Origin of the sequence: Paenibacillus sp. JNUCC32, from assembly GCF_014863545.1 — a bacterium.
GTDB lineage: Bacteria > Bacillota > Bacilli > Paenibacillales > Paenibacillaceae > Paenibacillus_AQ > Paenibacillus_AQ lautus_A.
In genome coordinates, this window is record NZ_CP062260.1 from 4,294,553 (window position 1) to 4,312,549 (window position 17,997).

Annotated in this window: 19 protein-coding genes; 6 read left to right on the forward strand and 13 right to left on the reverse strand. The window is 51.8% G+C overall.

Features of this window, described 5'->3' with window-relative positions; translation table 11 throughout:
• Positions 1–201: 201 nt before the first annotated feature.
• Positions 202–1,245, reverse strand: a complete 1,044-nt coding sequence (locus tag JNUCC32_RS19240) for a LacI family DNA-binding transcriptional regulator (RefSeq protein ID WP_192569501.1) — start codon at positions 1,243–1,245, stop codon at positions 202–204.
• 222 nt (positions 1,246–1,467) lie between these two features.
• Positions 1,468–2,382: a coiled-coil domain-containing protein gene (locus tag JNUCC32_RS19245; RefSeq protein WP_192569502.1), complete on the reverse strand. Its 915-nt coding sequence runs from the start codon at positions 2,380–2,382 to the stop codon at positions 1,468–1,470.
• 380 nt (positions 2,383–2,762) lie between these two features.
• Between JNUCC32_RS19245 and JNUCC32_RS19250 the strand changes: the two genes are divergently transcribed.
• Positions 2,763–3,812 (forward strand): S-layer homology domain-containing protein, encoded by a 1,050-nt coding sequence (locus JNUCC32_RS19250; protein WP_009594975.1) that lies wholly within the window; start codon positions 2,763–2,765, stop codon positions 3,810–3,812.
• An 85-nt stretch (positions 3,813–3,897) separates the two neighbouring features.
• Here the strand turns inward: JNUCC32_RS19250 and JNUCC32_RS19255 are convergent, their stop codons facing one another.
• Together JNUCC32_RS19255 and JNUCC32_RS19260 are read right to left on the reverse strand one after the other, a co-directional pair.
• Positions 3,898–4,323 carry a VOC family protein gene (locus JNUCC32_RS19255; protein WP_192569503.1) on the reverse strand — a complete coding sequence of 142 codons (426 nt, stop codon included), beginning with the start codon at positions 4,321–4,323 and terminating at the stop codon, positions 3,898–3,900.
• A gap of 108 nt (positions 4,324–4,431) precedes the next feature.
• Entirely contained in the window at positions 4,432–5,328 is an 897-nt protein-coding gene (locus tag JNUCC32_RS19260) for a putative RNA methyltransferase (protein WP_192569504.1), read from the reverse strand.
• A 438-nt stretch (positions 5,329–5,766) separates the two neighbouring features.
• On the opposite strand from JNUCC32_RS19260, the gene JNUCC32_RS19265 reads away from it, so the two are divergent.
• The 3 genes from JNUCC32_RS19265 (at position 5,767) to JNUCC32_RS19275 (ending at position 8,085) form a co-directional block, all read left to right on the forward strand.
• The gene (locus JNUCC32_RS19265; RefSeq protein WP_192572699.1) at positions 5,767–6,282 is read left to right on the forward strand and encodes a DUF6773 family protein; all 516 of its coding nucleotides are present in this window, start codon (positions 5,767–5,769) and stop codon (positions 6,280–6,282) included.
• Positions 6,283–6,307: 25 nt separating this feature from the next.
• Positions 6,308–6,505, forward strand: coding sequence for a helix-turn-helix transcriptional regulator (locus JNUCC32_RS19270; protein WP_009594955.1), 198 nt, complete (start codon positions 6,308–6,310; stop codon positions 6,503–6,505).
• Between the two features lie 128 nt (positions 6,506–6,633).
• Positions 6,634–8,085, forward strand: coding sequence for an erythromycin esterase family protein (locus JNUCC32_RS19275; RefSeq protein ID WP_192569505.1), 1,452 nt, complete (start codon positions 6,634–6,636; stop codon positions 8,083–8,085).
• A gap of 151 nt (positions 8,086–8,236) precedes the next feature.
• On the opposite strand, the gene JNUCC32_RS19280 is transcribed toward JNUCC32_RS19275, so the two are convergent.
• The 3 genes from JNUCC32_RS19280 to JNUCC32_RS19290 form a co-directional block, all read right to left on the reverse strand.
• The gene (locus JNUCC32_RS19280) at positions 8,237–8,908 is read right to left on the reverse strand and encodes a DUF4097 family beta strand repeat-containing protein (RefSeq protein WP_192569506.1); all 672 of its coding nucleotides are present in this window, start codon (positions 8,906–8,908) and stop codon (positions 8,237–8,239) included.
• Positions 8,909–9,054: 146 nt separating this feature from the next.
• Entirely contained in the window at positions 9,055–9,543 is a 489-nt protein-coding gene (locus JNUCC32_RS19285) for a helix-hairpin-helix domain-containing protein (RefSeq protein WP_192569507.1), read from the reverse strand.
• Positions 9,544–9,581: 38 nt separating this feature from the next.
• Positions 9,582–10,070, reverse strand: a complete 489-nt coding sequence (locus tag JNUCC32_RS19290) for a DinB family protein (RefSeq protein ID WP_096775172.1) — start codon at positions 10,068–10,070, stop codon at positions 9,582–9,584.
• A 111-nt stretch (positions 10,071–10,181) separates the two neighbouring features.
• Between JNUCC32_RS19290 and JNUCC32_RS19295 the strand changes: the two genes are divergently transcribed.
• Entirely contained in the window at positions 10,182–11,129 is a 948-nt protein-coding gene (locus tag JNUCC32_RS19295) for a helix-turn-helix transcriptional regulator (protein WP_192569508.1), read from the forward strand.
• Positions 11,130–11,348: 219 nt separating this feature from the next.
• The gene (locus tag JNUCC32_RS19300; protein ID WP_096775170.1) at positions 11,349–12,011 is read left to right on the forward strand and encodes a CatB-related O-acetyltransferase; all 663 of its coding nucleotides are present in this window, start codon (positions 11,349–11,351) and stop codon (positions 12,009–12,011) included.
• Positions 12,012–12,129: 118 nt separating this feature from the next.
• Here JNUCC32_RS19300 and JNUCC32_RS19305 read toward each other — a convergent pair whose 3' ends face one another.
• The 6 genes from JNUCC32_RS19305 to JNUCC32_RS19330 are packed head-to-tail and all read right to left on the reverse strand — an operon-like array spanning position 12,130 to position 17,946.
• A complete protein-coding gene (locus tag JNUCC32_RS19305; protein ID WP_192569509.1) occupies positions 12,130–13,308 on the reverse strand; it encodes an N-acetylglucosamine-6-phosphate deacetylase in 1,179 nt (392 codons plus the stop codon).
• Complete coding sequence (locus JNUCC32_RS19310; RefSeq protein ID WP_192569510.1) at positions 13,301–14,092, reverse strand: glucosamine-6-phosphate deaminase; 792 nt, start codon at positions 14,090–14,092, stop codon at positions 13,301–13,303. Before JNUCC32_RS19310 ends, JNUCC32_RS19305 begins: the two co-directional genes overlap by 8 nt.
• A gap of 17 nt (positions 14,093–14,109) precedes the next feature.
• Positions 14,110–15,138, reverse strand: coding sequence for a Gfo/Idh/MocA family protein (locus tag JNUCC32_RS19315; protein WP_096775167.1), 1,029 nt, complete (start codon positions 15,136–15,138; stop codon positions 14,110–14,112).
• A 54-nt stretch (positions 15,139–15,192) separates the two neighbouring features.
• Positions 15,193–16,203 (reverse strand): Gfo/Idh/MocA family protein, encoded by a 1,011-nt coding sequence (locus JNUCC32_RS19320; protein WP_192569511.1) that lies wholly within the window; start codon positions 16,201–16,203, stop codon positions 15,193–15,195.
• Positions 16,200–17,066: a sugar phosphate isomerase/epimerase family protein gene (locus JNUCC32_RS19325; RefSeq protein ID WP_192569512.1), complete on the reverse strand. Its 867-nt coding sequence runs from the start codon at positions 17,064–17,066 to the stop codon at positions 16,200–16,202. Before JNUCC32_RS19325 ends, JNUCC32_RS19320 begins: the two co-directional genes overlap by 4 nt.
• Before the next feature lie 55 nt (positions 17,067–17,121).
• On the reverse strand, positions 17,122–17,946 hold the full coding sequence (locus JNUCC32_RS19330; protein ID WP_192569513.1) for a carbohydrate ABC transporter permease: 825 nt from the start codon (positions 17,944–17,946) through the stop codon (positions 17,122–17,124).
• Between the last annotated feature and the right edge of the window lie 51 nt (positions 17,947–17,997).

The window sequence follows — 17,997 nt, forward strand, 5'->3', positions numbered from 1 at the left end:
AATTAGCGACAGCGTTTACATTTTAATTCAGCAAAAATCGGACTTGTTCGCTATAAATCCCTATATATCAACTGAAATTACTGTTATTTTATCTTAATTGACTATCATAGAATCCGTACATTTGTTATTTGTTTGTTATGAATACAAAAAGGCCCCGATGTCTTTAAGACATCGGGGCTAACTTAACATTACATGTACAGCTTATAGTTCGTCGGTATCCCGCGCAGCGTTATTCAATTCCCTAACAATGACATCGGCTTGAATAAGGAGACGCTCATAATTGGAATCCGGGTTCACGATCCGCCAGAGCAATTGATCGACGGCACGCATTCCCAGCAATTCCTTGTCGATGTTCACCGTTGCCATAATCGGCAGGCTGTCGTACGTATTATCGAACCCTGTCACCTGTACGTGACCCGGTACGTCGATACCCTGATTCCCGAGCGCCTCCATGGCAAACATGGCGGTGATATCATTAGCGCAAACGAACACTTCCGGAAGCTCGTTTCCGGCAAGAGCCTTGCCTAACGTTTCGTGTATGTTCTCTATCTCCGGGCTGATCAGAGAAGGCAGCTGCCGATGCTCGATTTTGTAATCGGCCAGCGCGGACGAGAAACCGATCCAGCGCTCGTAAAAGCTCTGGGCATCTTCGATGTTGCCGATGAACTGATATTTTTTATATCCTTTGCTGATCAGTTTGGTCATGATTTGTTTCATGCTGTGCATATTGTCGGTGAACACCGTGTCCGATTGGAACGCGGGGTCCATGTGGTCTACCATGACCACGGGAATGTTCAGCTTCTTGATATCCATTAAATTTTGCGTGGACACGGCTCCCACCGTTACGATCCCGAGAATGCCCTGGGGATTCAGGAGGGAGAACATGTGGTCATTCGAAGGCTCCGTCAGCGTCAGGATGTCGAGCCCTTTCTGATTAAGGCGGGTCGATATTCCGTCAAAAACCGGCCCCCAATAGAGCGATTCGCGATTCTGATATCGGACATTCGGGAACAGGACCAGTACCGCCCCCGCCCATTTTCGGTTCTCCGGCTCCTGGAGCTGCTGGTTTCTTCCTGCCGCTTGGCCTGGCTGATCCTTGAAATACCCAAGCTGTCCGGCGGCCTTCAGGATCATGTCCCTGGTCTGCGGGCTGACGCCGGATTTCCCCGACAAGGCCCGGGATACAGCGAATTTAGACACGCCCGTGAAATCGGCGATTTCCTGAATCGTCACTTTCGTTTTCATCGTTATCAACCTACTTAAGTGCGAATTTGTCGTTCAGCTTCCGTGTTATTTATGTTAGTTTTTGTTAGGTTACTGACATAATATTATGTGAAATAATCGTTAAAGTCAAAGAATATCCTGCATTTTCTTGTTTTCATTTTTACAAAAACAAAAGCTGCCCCTATGGTCATGTTAGGACCATCTGGGGCAGCTCTTTTCTTGTAGGCTTAAAAATATAGATAATTACGGTTTCTCCACGAGCAGCGCTTCCCATTTCAAGCCTTCTCCGGCAATTTCGATCCGCAGGTCGGAGATGCTCTTCAACGCCTCCTCGCGACGTGTCTCAAGTATAACCACCGTTTCCTTATATAGCTCGTCTATCTTCTTCTGCGTACCGCTTGCCATTTTCGTTATTTCGGATTTTCTTGCAGCATTGCCTTTGGAGATCGCGGTTGTCTGTTCCTTAAACAGCTTGCCGTATTGGCTCTTAGCTGTTGCTTTGCTGATTTTCCCTTGTTTGTACTTCCACATCGGACTGTTCAGGTACGACGTACTGGATCCGTTACGGAGCTTCCACATCGGGCTGTTCAAATAGCTTTCACTGACCGTTTTGCTGAATTTCCATGCGGAACTGTTCAAATAGCTCGGGGTGATCGTCTTCTTGTATGTCCACATCCAGCTGTTCAAATAATCCTCGTTCATTTCTTTGCTTAGTTTCCATAGGGTACTGTTCAAATAATTGCGGTTAGCGGCATTCGCATACTTCCACATCGGACCGTTTAAATAACTTGGATTGATGAACCGTTCATATTGTGCCAGCTTATCCTTTAGGTCGCGGTTTCCCTCATACTTCAGCTTCAGCTGCTCCAAATCGGCTCGAAGCTTCTCGTCCCACTGCTTTTGATCCTCCAGCACTTTTTTCTCGAGCTGGTCCAGGGAGGCATGGCTGGCATTATAAAACGCCTTATATTTCTTGTCTGCTTGTTTCTGGTAATTGTTATACGCATTTACCGTCTTCTTGTTATAGGATTTATACTCGCTCCATACTTGATTGATCCATTTCTGATCCGCTGCATGAATCGTTGTTAGCGGCACCATAACCGAGACGGCAAGCAAAAGGCTGCATAAGGTTAATAACGATTTTCGCATCAATCTCATCGATTTTCGCCTCTCTTCTGTAGATAGTAAACAAGGGATATTTTACCTAATGGCAAGGCATCTTCCAATAGGAACTCCGAACCCCTAACTTTTAGACTAGATCCGATTTCTGGAACCTCCGGATATTTTCGCACGGCAGCGTGTCTCACTCCCTGGATGCTTCATGAAAAACATGTCTTCCCTTCGTATATCCCACATCAAAAACGGAAGATTTATGCACTTCCTTGGTCCTGTAGTCCCTTAGTATCGCTAAAGTTAGTTAGCTAGTTATAACAGCCCATCTTTGTTCGGAACCGCTTTCTGATGCTTGACCGCCCGAAAAATAGGCCTATACAATGTATTTTGTAGTATTTTAGCAAATTATAGATGGAGGATTGCAGATGTTGAAGTTCAGGACACTATGTGCGCCTATACTCCTGGCTGTCTCTTTGTTCGTAGGAGCTGGCAGCGCTTTTGCCGGGGTTACTTTTCGGGATATTGATAACCACTGGGCAAAAACGACCATCGAATGGGGCGTCGACAAGGGGATTGTCAACGGCTATGCGAACGGAATGTTCATGCCTAATCAGAATGTGACCGAGGCCGAATTCATCCGCATGCTGGTTGTCGGCATTACGGGCAAGGACCTGCAGGAGAACTATTTGACCGAACTATGGTCGGATAAATATTATCATTTTCTGCACTTCAAGAACTATCCTGTACACGGATTCGCTGACAAAACCAAGCGCAGCCAATACATAACGCGGGCCCATGTGGCCGAGCTGATATCCAGCGCCGACGGCGTGAACTACGGTGGGAATCAGGCCATTCAATACGTTCTGGGGAAAAAGTACGCGCAGGGCCGGATCAAAGGTGAAAATACGATTGAAGGCTATGTAGGCAGCGGCACCATCACGCGGGCCGAAGTGCTTCAGCTGATCAAAAACCTGACCGATCGCGGAATGTCGAACCTGTACGACCGCCCTACCGCGCCAAGCGCGGAGGCCATGCTGCCGAAGCTGCCAACCCCTTGGGACGTTTACCGGGACGAGATGTACCTCGTGATCCGCCAGAAGGTATTTCCGAAGTACAGCGGCTACCGCATTTATGACGACGGATCGAATAAAATCGTGATGACCAGCACGAAGCAAACCGGTGAGACGGATTACGCCGTGTCCGTTCAATTCGAGCCGCAGATTATGCAGTTCAGCGGAATCGCGCTTTCCAATGCCGCCGATAAAACCCAGCGCGGCATGCTGATCGAACTCCTCCAGCTGTATGGCTTCCAAGTCGATTCCGCCTTCCTCGCGAAAATAGACTCCGCGGAGAAGAACAAGAAGGTGATCGAGTTGAAGGTGAGCGGCAAAACACTCGTTATCGATCCGCTCGTGGCAAGCCCCGCCGGGCATGTCCATATCTACTATAAGTGGTGGGACGGATCTCGGGCATAATTCAGGAAACTCGACTGCGCTGCAACCGAACAAAAAGCCCTGACGGCAAATCGTCAGGGCTTTTTGTTCATTTATATATCAGCTTCTACGCTTCCGCTTCCGTGGAGATATTCCAGTTCACGCCGAATTTGTCAGCCACGATGCCGTACGCCGGGCTCCAGAACGTCTCCTGAAGGGGCATAACCACTTGACCGTCCTCCCGCAGCGCTTCATATATCCGCTTGGCCTGTTCGGCCTGATCGGTCATGATACAGATCTGAACCTGATTGCTGGATTGAACCGGTTGACCGGGAAACGTATCGGAGAACATCAAATCCGTCTCTCCTACCTTCAGCAAAGCGTGGGAAATGCGATCTCTCGCGCTATCCGGCAGCGGAAAATCAGGGTTCGCCGGCATCTCGCCGAAGGTCTGAACCATGATGACCTGGGCATCCAACGCCTTCTCATAGAATTGAATAGCTTCCTTAGCATTCCCGTCCATCACGAGATATGGATTCATTCGAAGTGCCATATGATCGTCAACCACCTTATTTTCATATTTACAACGTTACTCCTATTATCGCCCAACTGGATCACTTTAGCAAAATATGAGGCATTTTCGGCTGAAGGACCGTTATGGTTATCCCTCATTCCATCCATACAGGATTTTGAAGTCCGCCGTGACCTCCATCGCTTCATCCAGCATTTGTCCGATGGCCTCGGGCGAAGCGCTCCAGGATAACGGCGTCATGCGAATCAACTGTTTCATCTGATCGTTATCCAGGATGACTCGATACTGCACCCGCTCGGCTTCGATTTGCTCAAAGTGGCGGCTGAATAGCTCTATTGTGCTGTCATTGGAGTAATTCTCCTTGCCTGTGCCTGTATAGAACAAGGTTCTAAGCTCCTGCAAATACAGGCTGTCCGGGATTACCTTCACCAATGATCCGCCACTCGCAAGCAGCCGCCTGAACTCCGAATAATTGGACGGGGACAGAATGTTCAGGATGTAATCGAACTGTTGGTCGGCAAACGGGCTCCGGGACAAATCGGCCACGCACCATATAGAATCAGGGGATATCTTGGCGGCCATAACGATGCCCTCTTTGGCAATATCCATGCCTACGCCGAGAACATCCGGCACCAAAGGGTGCTCCCGAAGCTTATGTCCGATGGCGGATAGATGGGAGCCCTCCCCGCAGCCTGCATCAAGCAGTTTTACAGGCTTCACGGATTCCCGGGACTTCAGCTCCTGGATCAGGCGATTCGTTACCGCTTCTACCATGGGGCCGAAGAAGCCGCTGCCGCTGATCGTGTTTCGGGCCTCAAACAAAGCCTTATCATATTTGGTTTTGGATGAATGGTTCAGCAGGTTTACGTATCCCTGTCTGGATATATCATAGCAATGCCTGTTCTCGCATTCCAGGCTGGCCATGCGTTCTACCTTCATGGCACCGCCGCAGATCGGGCATTGAAACATCTTCTCGTGTATCGAAAGTTTTTGTGCTTTTTTTAACAATTTTTCGTTGTTGGACACAGCAAATCATCCTTTCATTCGATTGATCGCAATAAAAAAGGCACAGATAAATAAACTCAAGCCGCAGTTGTCAAAAAAAAGGGCCGAGCCTACTTGGATCTGTACCTCACATTAGCGTAAACGAATGAAATGGATCATGAGAAAAAACACGCTCCCGACATCAATTTGGGCAAGAGAGATGCCCTAATTCAATTCTAACACGCGAGCACAGAATGTAAACCTCCAGGGCAAGCGTCCGGTTCAGCAAAATATATCAAGAATAAGTTCCTCCTATAGACTATGATGAGTGTTTGAGACTCTTTTATCCACCTTCTCACCTTAAAAGACAAATATTAAATTCAAAATGACATATATATATTGCAAAAAGACGTAAATACTATTACAATGCATGTATCCAGAAAATCTCAGGAACGTATCTCTAACCAAAAGGAAGGAATGATGAGCTTGAATTGGCTTAAGAAAAACTCGGTTGAGGATGAGCGTATCGTCAATTTGAAGAACAAGTTATATAAAGAGGTGTATACCTTGATCATGGTCATTTGCAGCATTTCCGTCATCATCAAATCTTTTGTGCTGCCGCGAACGGAACCCGTCTGGCTGGAAATGCTGATCATTCTGGGAGGAAGCTTATATTTCGGGATACGCAGCGTGGCGCTGGGGATTTACTCGGATGAAGTGGAGGTCCATGACCAGCGGAGCAAAATTTCGTTCAGCATGCGTACGGCGATATGGGGGCTTGTTATCGGTGTCGCACTTGCTCTTTTTTTCGGTATCCGCAGCGCGGTTCTGTTTGGCAATGACAACAGCGCGACCGAGCTCAAATATTTCTTTAGCGTTTTCCTCGTCTCACTGATCATCTACATCCCGCTCTTTGTCGGGGGGAATTGGTTGATCCACTACGGCGCCAACAAGGTAAGCCAAAAAATGTCGCAGAACGATCCATTCGACTCGTAGAAAGGGATATTAGGGGGACTGCCGCATGAAAAACATCAAATTGAAGATGGCCCGCGTCGAGAAGGATTTATCGCAGGAAGAACTGGCCCAGATCGTCGGCGTCTCCAGGCAGACCATCGGCCTGATCGAGCTTGGGAAATATAATCCGTCCCTCAGCCTGTGCGTTGCCATATGCAAGGCATTATCGCGTACGCTGAACGATCTGTTCTGGGAAGAAGACTAGGGCAGGGCTGCATTTCAATTCACTAACGCCGCCAGACAGCAATTGCCGACAAGGTTAAGGAGGTGACGCCAACGTTTCAAGGCAAGAACTAATAACCAATCATCATATAAGGAGTGACCTAATCTATCATGCCATTACATAAAGCTAGAAAAGCATTCACCGTGTTTTTGCTCACCGCTTCCCTATTGGGAACCACCTTCATCCCTGAAGGAAAAACATATGCTTCTGCCGCCGATCCCATCCAAGGGCAGGTTACCGAGGTTACGACTGCACGAACGTCGGATGAAAAAATTGCCGAGTGGGAGAATTGGGCCAAAGACCATGTATATCGACTGGATACGATTCACCCGGCCAACACAGCCAACGGCACTAACCAGTATAGGGATCTGGCTATGCTGAAGCCCTTGCTGCATGACAAACGTTTCGTGTTTCTAGGGGAGAGCTCCCACGGGGTTGGCGAGTTCAATCTGGCGAAGACCCGCTTGATCCAGTTCCTGCATCAGGAGATGGGGTACAACGTTCTGGCCTTTGAGAGCGGTCTTGGCAACAGCTCCTTGGCTTACGGCAGGGCCGGGCAGCGGAGCGCGGAACAAACGATGAAGGATTCCATCTTCGGCGTCTGGTGGTCCAAGGAGATTTTGCCGTTGTTCGACTACATTAAAACAGCACAACAGAGCAAGCAGCCGCTCGTGCTGACCGGTTTTGACATGCAGCTGCAGCATCCGCTGTTGGACGGACAATGGCTGCAGGATCAGGCCATGGCTAAGCGTCTATCGGAAGCTGAGAAGAAACTGTCCGACTACTCTCTTGGTACGGATCTAGACGCTTACCGCAAAGAGAAACATCAGCTGATTCAAGTGTACAAGGATGCTCTGGAATCATTAAAGACGGAGGCAAACGAAGCTCATCTGAAACGGCTGTACCCGGATAACCCCAAACTGTCCATGCTGCTCGAGCGGACCCTGAACGACCGGATTCGGGTAGCCCGGGAATATGTGGAGCTCTCCATTCAATCAACGCTTGGTATGGAAAGCGGGGATTATGTCCCGTTCCTGGAATCGATGGAATGGCGGGACCAGGCGATGCATGACAATCTCATGTGGCTGGCAACCGAAGTATACCCGATGGAAAAATTCATCGTGTGGGGACATAACGACCACATCCGCAAAGCTCAAACCGAGGTGATGGGTACGCCATATCCGGTGACTTTAATGGGAGAGAAACTCTCGGATGAAATGAAGAAATACAGTTACGTGCTTGGCCTGTATCCGGCCAGCGGCCAAACCGCGGATAATATGGGGAATGTGCATGACGTCCTGCCGGCAGAGCCGGGCTCCATTGAATCGATCCTCTCGGCCGCAGGCTCGCCGTATACCTTCGTTGATCTGCGTTACCAAAAACGCGAGGCAGGCAACTCGTGGATGTTTGAGCCGCGTTTTGCCTATAGCTGGGGGATGATTCCGGAAAGCTTAATCGCCCGCGACCAGTACGACGGTATTCTGCTGATCGATGACGTAAACCCGCCCCAATATATGAGATCCTCCGCTTCATCCAAGGCTTCTGTGCCTGCTGAAGAATAAGGTGCTATCATTCCTTGCTGTCATATAAGAATTTTTCATAGGTTAAGATGACAAGCATCCTCTGACGATCTGCTCCAAGAGTCCGGAAGCAATGAACTCTTGGAAAGGACCGAACGGGGATGCTTTTTTTCTTACGCTCAGTTCCGCATGGTTATTTTATCGAGATGTTCCCCGAGGAGGTTTTGAGCTTCACCTCAAACTCCCCGTCACCGGTGCGCCCTTCCGTCTTCCGGTTGCTCTCGTTCCTGTCCTGGATCGGAACGGCAATGGACCTCCGTCCGCTCCCGGATTGCAGCACCCATGTCGCATCAGGCGTCTCTTCATCGAGCTGAATGTTCACGTTTCCGCTAGTCGCCGATACATCCACATCGTTGTTCAAACGGGCGAACGCAAGGGAGATATTCCCGCTTTTACCCTTCACCTGAAGGCTGTGATTCTGCAAGCCGGTTCCCGTTACCTTGCCGGAAGAACCGTCAATTTCGACCTTCCCTGCATAGTCCGCGGGAATTTTCACGCGAAGCTGCGGCATCCGGCCGATATTGAACATCCGAGTGATATCGTTATCTAAAGAAATCTTCACCCGATTATCTTTTTGATCGACAACGGCTCCTGCGGAACTGCCGCTTCGGAGCAGCGAAACCTCCAATGCTTCCGCATCCGCTGTCTCCACGAACAAGGTCGTGCTGCCATGGTCGATCTCCAGCACTTCAACCTCCTCCAGCGTTACGCGTTGGAGTTCCTCTTCTTCATCCCTTGAACCGCATGCGCTGAGCAAGAACATGCCGAGGATCCATAGGATTGCAGCTGGTGCATATCGTTTCATTGCTTTACCTCCACCCCTTTTCAACATTGAAGTCATTGTACAGGATGACGCAGCGTCACTTTCAAGCGATTTTTCAAGTTTGGTAAACAACAGGAAAAAAGACACCGCCATGTGGCAGTGCCTCCTGCTAGGTCAAGGTAGGGACCCTATGGTTGTCCATCTTTTTTGTCGTACCACGATAAAGTTGGACGGGTTGGAGGGTATCCGTGCTGCTCCCTGAATTGCTTACGCACTTCGGTAAAGTCATGCCAGCTCTTCCCGCTCCCCGGATGATTGGCATGATGTACGATGCAGCGAAACGCATCCTCCACGCAAGGATCCACCCAGAAACCGCTGCTCGCTTCCATCCGGTCCGTTAAAGAGGCAGCGTCTTCATCCTTGATATCTTCCAATGCGTAATACCCTAACTGGACTACGCGTTCAGCCACTTTCGGTCCGATCGAAGGAACCGTCTGAAACTGTGCCAGTCCCCGGATATATTGGGCACGGCTATCCGAAACACCAAGCACGCCGGACAATAACTCGATATCCATTTGCGCAATATCGATAAGCTTCATTTTGTTTGACCGCAGCTTCGCCAGCTCCTCGCCGGTTAACGGCAGCTTCGGCGATTTTCTCGGTACATGCCGCTGCATCCTTCTCCCCCCTGTTCTCACTTTTGCATACCTGACGTTTAATATAGATCGAACATATTTACTTCATAGCCTTGGGCTTTCAGGTAATTGAACATTTGCGCCCGATGATGCTGGGCATGCGTGACGATTTCAATCAGCCACTTGGCTTGGGTTGAACCGTGCTCCAAATAGAAGGGTCTCGTAGTCTTCTGCATAAATTCTTCATCTGTCAGCCCATTCATGTAGGATTTTACATCGGCAAGTCCCTTTGTCATCCAAGAGATCAGCTTGTCCTTGTCCGTGCCGTCAGCGGCGATGCTTGCCTCCAGCTCCCGGACCTCCGCTTCGCTCTTCTCTTGCAGAATCAACAGGTCCGTCGCAGGCACCGAAACCAGATGATGCACGAGTTCCTGCAGCGATCTCATATTGTGGGCAGGTCTGTAATCCCAATGGGCTTCTGTAATTTTGCCGATCAGATTCGAACTGGTACGAACGATAAGCTCCAGCTCCTCGAACAACAGCTGCTTCATTTCATGCAATTGACTCACGTTTCATCACTCCATTTATTAGTTATAAGGGGTCTCTAGGTTCTACGGCAAGTATAGCGTATAATAGTGACAACTATTGTCATAGTCATCCAACGATTCGGAGCTGATCCTATGTCCAAATCCAAACGTCTCATCGAGCTGATGATGACCGTTAACCGAATGCGAAAATTCACGGTACGAGAACTGGCCGATCAATTCGGCGTGTCGTCCCGCACGATTTTGCGGGACCTGCAGGAGCTCAGCGAACTGGGAGTCCCCCTCTATTCCGAGGTAGGACCGCACGGCGGCTACCAGGTGCTGAAGGAACGGGTTCTCCCGCCGATCGCCTTCAGCGAGGAAGAAGCCGTCGCGATGTTTTTTGCCAGCCACGCCCTGCGTCACTATCTATTTCTTCCCTTTGAAGCCGAGTCCTCTACCGCACTTCAGAAATTTTATTATTACATGCCCGGGGATGTGCGCGACCGGATTGACCAGATGAAGAACCGGGTGGATTTTCTGACGCATACCAGACAGCAGAAGGCTGAATCTCTCGGGGCTCTGCTGGATGCCGCCGTCGACCAGCGGGTCGTTACGGTGTTATACGAGAGCAGGGACGGCTATCCCGCGCGAAGCATCCAGCCCGTGGGCATCTATGCAAGCAACGGCTTCTGGTATTGTCCCGCATATTGTTTTCTGCGCGATGATTTCCGTCTGTTCCGCTGCGACCGCATGCAGTCCGTGGCTGAGGATGCAACCGGCATCGAGCCGCGGGATCACCGGCACATCCATCTGGGGAACTGGAGGGAATACGGGACGGAGAAATCGGTCTATGTCCGGATGGTCGTGGATTTGAGCCGGGAAGGCGTTCAGCGCTGCGAATCTGAGTTATGTCCTGTCCCCCATATCGCTATGCGGCCGGATGGAAGCGGACGGCTTGATCAGAACGTCCCTGCCAGCGAACTTTTGTATTTTGCTAAATTTTTTATCGGATTAGGGAATGAAGCCACCGTGAAGGCGCCGCAGGAGCTGGTGGTTCGCATCAAGGGGATGCTCGCGGAGATGATGGCGAAGTATGGTTAGAGGCAGCTGACTCTCCTTTGGGCTAAGAGTATGGATTATTTTATCGGAACCCTGCACCCGCGTACGTTGACGAAAAGAACACGCCTTGCTACAATTTCATCAACAATTAGGAAAAGGATGAGGACGATGGTTCGTCGTTTGATCAGGTTTAAGAATGTAGCTACTGTATTCAGCTTCTAAGTAAAAATGATCTATTCTACTTAGAAGCGAGGAAATAGAATGAAACAACATCGATTTGAACACTGGTCCGAGATTAAGTATCTGAAGGATATCGTCACAAACCCGATGATAAGCGTAGGAGAATACTCATACTATTCCGGTTATTACGATCATCATGATTTTGAAGATGGCTGCGTTAGGTATCTATGGGGGGATGCAAAATCCAGAAGGTTGTTTAATCCCATTGAAGACTATGGTTGGCATATCGATAAATTGATTATCGGAAATTACGTATGCATCGCAAGCGGCGTCATTATTTTAATGGGTGGAAATCACAACCATCATCCTGAATGGGTAACCGTGTACCCGTTTGTCGATCAGATTGAGGCTTCTTTCGCGCCAAAAGGCGATACCGTCATCGAAAGCGATGCTTGGATTGGAATGAATGCCATGATTATGCCAGGTGTGACCATTGGCGAAGGCGCCATTGTTGCGGCTGGTTCGGTTGTTACTAGAGATGTCCCGCCCTACAGCATCGTAGGCGGTAACCCTGCCAAAGAGATAAAGAAACGCTTTGCGGACGAAGACATCGAAAAGTTAATGGAAATGCGATGGTACGATTGGGAACGCGAGCAAATTGAACGAGCCGCACATATCTTGTCCAGTTCTTCCGTCCATCGATTATATGACTATTATCAAAAAGAAATAAAACCCTGCGTTTAAATTTCTGATGCCTCCCTATAAATAGGAATGCAAATATCCCTTCTTGAATTCAAGAAGGGATATTTGTTGTCTTGGCCTCAAGCTTGTCGTTCATCGTTCAAAACTCATAACATCCTGTTTATGATTTCAACATCGATCGATCCGCACGGTAAACCGAACGCCCTCCCTTGACGGTCTCCACGATGAGAAGGCCCTCCTCGCGCTTCTCCAGAAGCACGAAGTCGGCCTGGGCTCCTTTCTTCAGCCCATAGCGTTCCCCTTGCCCCATGGCCTGGGCGGGTAGCACCGAAGCCATGTCCCAAGCTTCGGAAAACGTGCACAGTCCCGACCGAGCCAGCCGCCAAACCGCATCGGCAAGCATCATGGCCGAGCCGGCCAGCAGCTCGGGCTTGCGGGCGAGATGCAGTCGGCCTTCGGGAGTCAAGACGACATGACCGCCGATATGGGTCTCGTATTCGCCTGGCGGCATTCCGCTTAAATAGACGGCATCGCTGACCAGCACCACTTTGGATTGCTTGGCGCGGAGCATCACCTTGATGACCGAATCCGGCAGATGGTACCCGTCCGCGATCATGCCTGCCCACAGCTGATCTTGCGCAAGCTGCTCCCATATATAATTCGGATGCCGCGGCAGCGTCAGATGCGCGCCATTGCCCAGATGGGTGGACATCGTCGCTCCTGCTTCCACGGCTTCCCGGATTTGCTCGGGTGTAGCGGCGCTGTGCCCGATCGATACGATGATTCCCGATTCGACGCACGCCCGGATAAAACCCGCAGCTTCCGGCCACTCCGGCGATAGGGTGACGATCCGAATCCGGTTCCCCGATGCCGCCTGCCATCTCGTAAACAATGCCCAGTCCGGTGCCTTGATGTGCCGGGAATCATGGGCTCCCCTGGGCCCCTCCTCCGGAGAAAGAAAGGGGCCTTCCAAATGAATCCCGCCTATGGTTGAACCGACCGCTTCATCCTCCAGGCAAGCCGCGTCGATAACCCTCAGCAGTTGTTCGACCTCTTCGTCTCCGTTGGTAATGACGGTGGGGTAGAACAGGGTTAGACCCTTTTCCCATAACCGCCGGGTTGCCTGGATGACCGTATCCGTTGTAAGCGGCAGCGAATTGAAGTCATATCCGTAACCGCCGTTAATCTGAAGATCGATCAATCCGGGAGCAACCCATATTTCCTCGTCCGCGCCGCGTGGAAGGACTCGCTCGATCCGGCCGTCCGGATTCCATGCCAGCTCCATTGGCTCGCCTGTTGCATAATGGCGGCCTGCCCGAACCCGATCGTGGCTATCCATTCCGAATTTCCCCGTACGACTCCAGGTCGACGTACAGCGTGCAATCCGGATGCCGCCGAAGAATGCTGGCAGGACAAGCCTCGCTTATCTCGCCTTGCAGCGTCCGCTGCACCGCTGCCCGCTTGCTTGCGCCCGGCACGACGCAGAACAGATGGGCACCCGACATTAACGCCGGAACGGTGAGCGTAAGCGCGTATGCCGGAACCTCCTGCAAGCTCGCAAAACAGCCGTCATTCACCTGCTGAAGGCGACAAGCCTCGTCCAGCATGACCCGCTTCACCCATAAAGGGTCGGCAAAATCGGCAACAGGCGGATCGTTGAAGGCGATATGCCCGTTCTCGCCAATGCCCAGGACCACCATATCGATCGGCGCGGCGGCGACCAGTCGACTGTATCTATCGCACTCAACTTCAGGATCATTCAAACCGTCGATCAGATGCACCTCTCCCGGAGATATCCGATCAAACAGCCGCCGGGATAAAAAGTTCCCGAACCGCTGCGGGGCCGACGGGGGGAGGCCGATGTATTCATCCATATGAAATGCAATTACCCGGCTCCAGTCCAGTCCTTCCGCTTGAACCAGCGCCGCCAGGCACTCATTCTGGGACGGGGCGGCCGCAAAGACGATGCGAATGCGCTCTTTCTCGGCCAGCAGGCGCTGCATGGTCTCGAGGATATCGGCGGCCGCCGCTTTCCCCATCGCTTCGCGCTGGTCATAAACGCGGACCTTCAGTTGATCTTGAGCTTTTTCAAGAACAGGCTTGATGTTTCCCTCAGTCCTCATAAAGTCACCTCCATCCCTTACAACGCCGGCGTTCCGGTCAACAATTGAATTTCCTTGCGCTGCCTGGAAGCCTCGTAGGTACCGAGAATGATCTCCAGGGAATGTCGGCCGTCCTCCCCGGTGACGATAGGCTCGCGGCCTTCGCGAACGGCAAGCGCCATATCTTGAATTTGCAGGCGGTGGCCGTCAGGTATAACTTTGAACGCATCGAATTCAGGCAGCTGAACTTGTTCACCATCGATTTCAAAGGATACGATCGTATCTTCTTCCATGACAAGCACGCCCTTCTCTCCATGAATGACCAGCCGCTGCCCTTTGCCGTCGCAGGCCGTCGTCGTGATCTCCATGACCCCGAGCGCGCCGTTCGCAAATTCAAGGGCGGCGATAACGGTATCTTCGACTTCGATATTTCGCAGCACGGCTTTGGCCTTCGCCGACAGGGATGCTACGGGCCCAACGAGCCATTGGAGCATATCCACCGTGTGTATTCCCTGATTCATCATCGCCCCGCCGCCGTCCATCGCCCAGGTCCCGCGCCAGCCCGCACTGTCATAATAGGCTTGATCGCGGTAGAGCATGACATACGCCGAGCATAAACTGAGCTTCCCGAGGCGTCCTTCTTGAATGACCTGGCGGGCATACCCGGCCTGCGGGGACATGCGCCTCGGAAAGACGGTGGCGAGCAGCACCCCGTTCTCCGCACATACCTTGATCATGCGCTCGATATCGTCAAGCTTGATCGCCATCGGCTTTTCCACCAGCACATGCTTGCCCGCCCGGGCAACCATCGCCGTTTGCTCTGCATGCATGCCGCTTGGCGTGCAAATGCAGACCACTTCCACATCTTCGCGCGCCAGCAGCTCCTCCAATGTGTCGCAGACATCTCCTCCATACGTTTCAGTCAGCTTGACCGCCGATTCCCGTTTCGTATCGAACACGGCGGCAAGCGCGGCTTCTTCCGTGTTCATGATGCCCTTGGCATGGATATCCGCAATAATTCCGCAGCCGATGATCCCGAATCGAACCGGCAGCTTTTCCTTCGTCATGTTCCCTAGCCCCCTCAATTCCCGTTCTGTTTGCATCGAAGCCCGTGCTTTCTTCTATTCCCTAATCAGGATCCGTGCTCCCTCATCGGCCATCACCGTAGCCTCCGAGGCTTTGTAAATATCGTCATGCGTGATCAGGCCCGCCTCTCCCGCCACCCGGTTCAGAAAATCCTGCGAGAGGGAGAACGCCGGAGCCGTTAAAGGCAAAGAACGCAGCTCCTGATCGGTGATTACAAGCGCTACCTCATCGCTGGACAGCAAGGGATCGCCTTCCAGCCGAATTTCGGCAATGCCGCGCGTCCCCGTAATGAATATCCGGCCGTCTCCCCAAGTCCAGCTGCCGGCGGGCGTGTGCCAGTCCGCGTATAGCTGTGCCGTGATCCCGCCAGCCATGAATACCTGCACGCCGGCCGCATCGTAAAAGGTCGGGTATTCAGGCAGAATATGCTTCGCCAGATAACCGGATGACGTCTCCACTTCCCGGCCGGTCAGCCACCTTAACAGGTCGAAGTCATGCACGAAAAGATCGTTGATGATGCCGCCGGACTGCCCTCTGTCAAAATGCCAGGCCGGACGGGTTTCCGGATTCAGCCGATGCGGCTTACGCATCGAGATATGGATGATGTCCCCCAATTCACCAGCTCGAATCATCCCGTGGACGGTATGGATAGAAGGACGGAAACGTTCGGTCAGCATCATGCCTACCTCGATTCTTCCCCGATCCAACAAGCCGCGTAGCCGGATGAGTCCGGCCCGATCCGTTACGGCAGGCTTATCGATCATGACAGGCTTGCCGTGCAGCTCGCACAGCTCCATGACATCCATCTTCTCATCGTTGATGGCCGCGCAGCCGATGATTCCTACGCCTTCGTCTGCCAGCATCGACTCCCGATCCCCCGTCAGCTCCAGGCCGTACCGGTCGGCGAGGGTGCGGGCTAACGTCTGATTGTCCGGTTCGTACACTCCTGCACATTCGTAGCCCAGAGCCAGCATCTCCTCGATAAACATGCCGATGTGGGCATGCTGGCAGCCGATGATTCCAAATTTCCGTGCGTTCCCCGTCATCCGGTCGACACCTCCACAGCCTGCAGCCACTCCTTAATGACGAGCAGATCATAAGCGAGCCGTTCCTTCGGCGGATAGGGAGCTGCGCATTCCAGCGTAAGCCAACCCGCGTACCTCTGTTCCCGTAATCCCCTAAGCAGCCCGCCGTGATCCACTTCTCCTTCGCCAAGGCGGCAATGCAGGAAGAACTCTTCCCCGTGACGGGTCAAATTCTTGAACGTTCCCGGGGCGCCTCCTTGCCCGATCCGCCGTTCATCCTTGATATGCACATGGAACAAACGGCTTCCTAGCTGCCTTACCGACTCTTCCCCAAATTCCGTGTCCGTGATGTACATATTTCCTGCATCATGAATCAGGCCAACCTGATCATCGCCGATCAATTCCAAGAGCCGCAGTGCGCTGTCCGTCGTCTCCACCAGGCTCTGGTTGTGAATCTCCAGGACGATCCGTTTTCCTGCAGCGCGGGCTTCCTCCGCGCATTTCCGAATCCAGAAAGCCGCCTTGGCATAATGATAATCCTCCGCCAGGAAGGCATTCGGGCCTCCCTGAAAGATCCGGATCATGCCGGCTTCAAGCATCACCGCGCGTTCAAGCAGGCCCATGAACTGATCATAGGCCCCGGCACATTCGGCATCCCCGCTTGTCGAGAAATGCCCCATGTAACCCGCCAATGCCGGAATCTCCAAACCGTGCCCATCCGCAAGTGCCTTCATTTCGCGAACCCGGGGAAGCGATGCCTCCGGGCTCAAATGCGGTTCGCGGCAGGCGATTTCGATGCCGTCAAAACCGAGTTCGGCCGTGATCGACATCGCTTCATGGATGCTGTAATCGATGAGTGATCCGCTGAATGCCGCTATTTTCATCTCGTCTTTCATCCTTTCGTCTGCATTTTCGCCTTCTCAAGCGCTGAATACGCCGTTATTTAATCCCGGCCATATTATGGTTCTGCACAAAATATTTCTCGGCGAACAGGAATACCAGCAGGATCGGAACGAGACTGACCAAGGCCGCCGCAATCATGAGCTGTTCATTGCCGGTCCACTGTCCGGACAAGGAGAGTATGCCGATAGGCAGCGTATACTTCTCGTTCGAGGTCAAATAAATGACAGGCGTCAGAATCTCGTTCCACTTGCCCATGAACGTAAAGATCGCCAGCGTCGCCAGCGTGGGCCTGGCCATTGGAATGAAGATCCACAGATAAATCTGGAACGGATTGCAGCCCTCCATCTTGGCCGCTTCCTCATACTCTTTAGGTATATTCATAAAAGCTTGCCTCATGAGGAAAATGCCAAACGGTTGAGCCAGCCATTCGATGATCCACAGCGGCGTGAGCGTATCTAGCATGTTCAGTTTGTTAAAAATGATGAAATGCGGGATGATGATGACCACCGCCGGAATCATCATCGTCCCCAGCACCATCACGAACAGCGCGCCTTTCAGCGGAAAGCGCAGTCTCGCGAACGCATAGCCGACCATCGAGCAAGAGATTAGTGCGCCGATGACGGACAACGCGGCCACGAAGATGCTGTTTAGCGTGTAGCCGCCAATATTCCCAAGCTGGAACACCTGGGCGTAATTGGACCATTGGAATACTTCGGGAATCCAACGGGGCGGAACCGTTGTATATTCCCTGTAGGTTTTCAATGAATTCATAAGCGCCGACAGAAACGGCACGATCATGATGAGCGAGCTGATCCCGATCAGTACGTATCCGATACTTTTTCCCAGCAGTCTTCTTCTCATTTGAGGCTCCTCCTTCCCCCGATGCCGTTCCGCACTTGCAGTAGTTCCATC

Coding starts and splice junctions, on each gene's coding strand:
- JNUCC32_RS19240 (WP_192569501.1), bottom strand. CDS start 1,245: ATGAAAACGAAAGTGACGATTCAGGAAATCGCCGATTTCACGGGCGTG.
- JNUCC32_RS19245 (WP_192569502.1), bottom strand. CDS start 2,382: ATGAGATTGATGCGAAAATCGTTATTAACCTTATGCAGCCTTTTGCTT.
- JNUCC32_RS19250 (WP_009594975.1), top strand. CDS start 2,763: ATGTTGAAGTTCAGGACACTATGTGCGCCTATACTCCTGGCTGTCTCT.
- JNUCC32_RS19255 (WP_192569503.1), bottom strand. CDS start 4,323: ATGGCACTTCGAATGAATCCATATCTCGTGATGGACGGGAATGCTAAG.
- JNUCC32_RS19265 (WP_192572699.1), top strand. CDS start 5,767: ATGAGCTTGAATTGGCTTAAGAAAAACTCGGTTGAGGATGAGCGTATC.
- JNUCC32_RS19270 (WP_009594955.1), top strand. CDS start 6,308: ATGAAAAACATCAAATTGAAGATGGCCCGCGTCGAGAAGGATTTATCG.
- JNUCC32_RS19275 (WP_192569505.1), top strand. CDS start 6,634: ATGCCATTACATAAAGCTAGAAAAGCATTCACCGTGTTTTTGCTCACC.
- JNUCC32_RS19280 (WP_192569506.1), bottom strand. CDS start 8,908: ATGAAACGATATGCACCAGCTGCAATCCTATGGATCCTCGGCATGTTC.
- JNUCC32_RS19285 (WP_192569507.1), bottom strand. CDS start 9,543: ATGCAGCGGCATGTACCGAGAAAATCGCCGAAGCTGCCGTTAACCGGC.
- JNUCC32_RS19295 (WP_192569508.1), top strand. CDS start 10,182: ATGTCCAAATCCAAACGTCTCATCGAGCTGATGATGACCGTTAACCGA.
- JNUCC32_RS19300 (WP_096775170.1), top strand. CDS start 11,349: ATGAAACAACATCGATTTGAACACTGGTCCGAGATTAAGTATCTGAAG.
- JNUCC32_RS19305 (WP_192569509.1), bottom strand. CDS start 13,308: ATGGATAGCCACGATCGGGTTCGGGCAGGCCGCCATTATGCAACAGGC.
- JNUCC32_RS19310 (WP_192569510.1), bottom strand. CDS start 14,092: ATGAGGACTGAGGGAAACATCAAGCCTGTTCTTGAAAAAGCTCAAGAT.
- JNUCC32_RS19315 (WP_096775167.1), bottom strand. CDS start 15,138: ATGACGAAGGAAAAGCTGCCGGTTCGATTCGGGATCATCGGCTGCGGA.
- JNUCC32_RS19320 (WP_192569511.1), bottom strand. CDS start 16,203: ATGACGGGGAACGCACGGAAATTTGGAATCATCGGCTGCCAGCATGCC.
- JNUCC32_RS19325 (WP_192569512.1), bottom strand. CDS start 17,066: ATGAAAATAGCGGCATTCAGCGGATCACTCATCGATTACAGCATCCAT.
- JNUCC32_RS19330 (WP_192569513.1), bottom strand. CDS start 17,946: ATGAGAAGAAGACTGCTGGGAAAAAGTATCGGATACGTACTGATCGGG.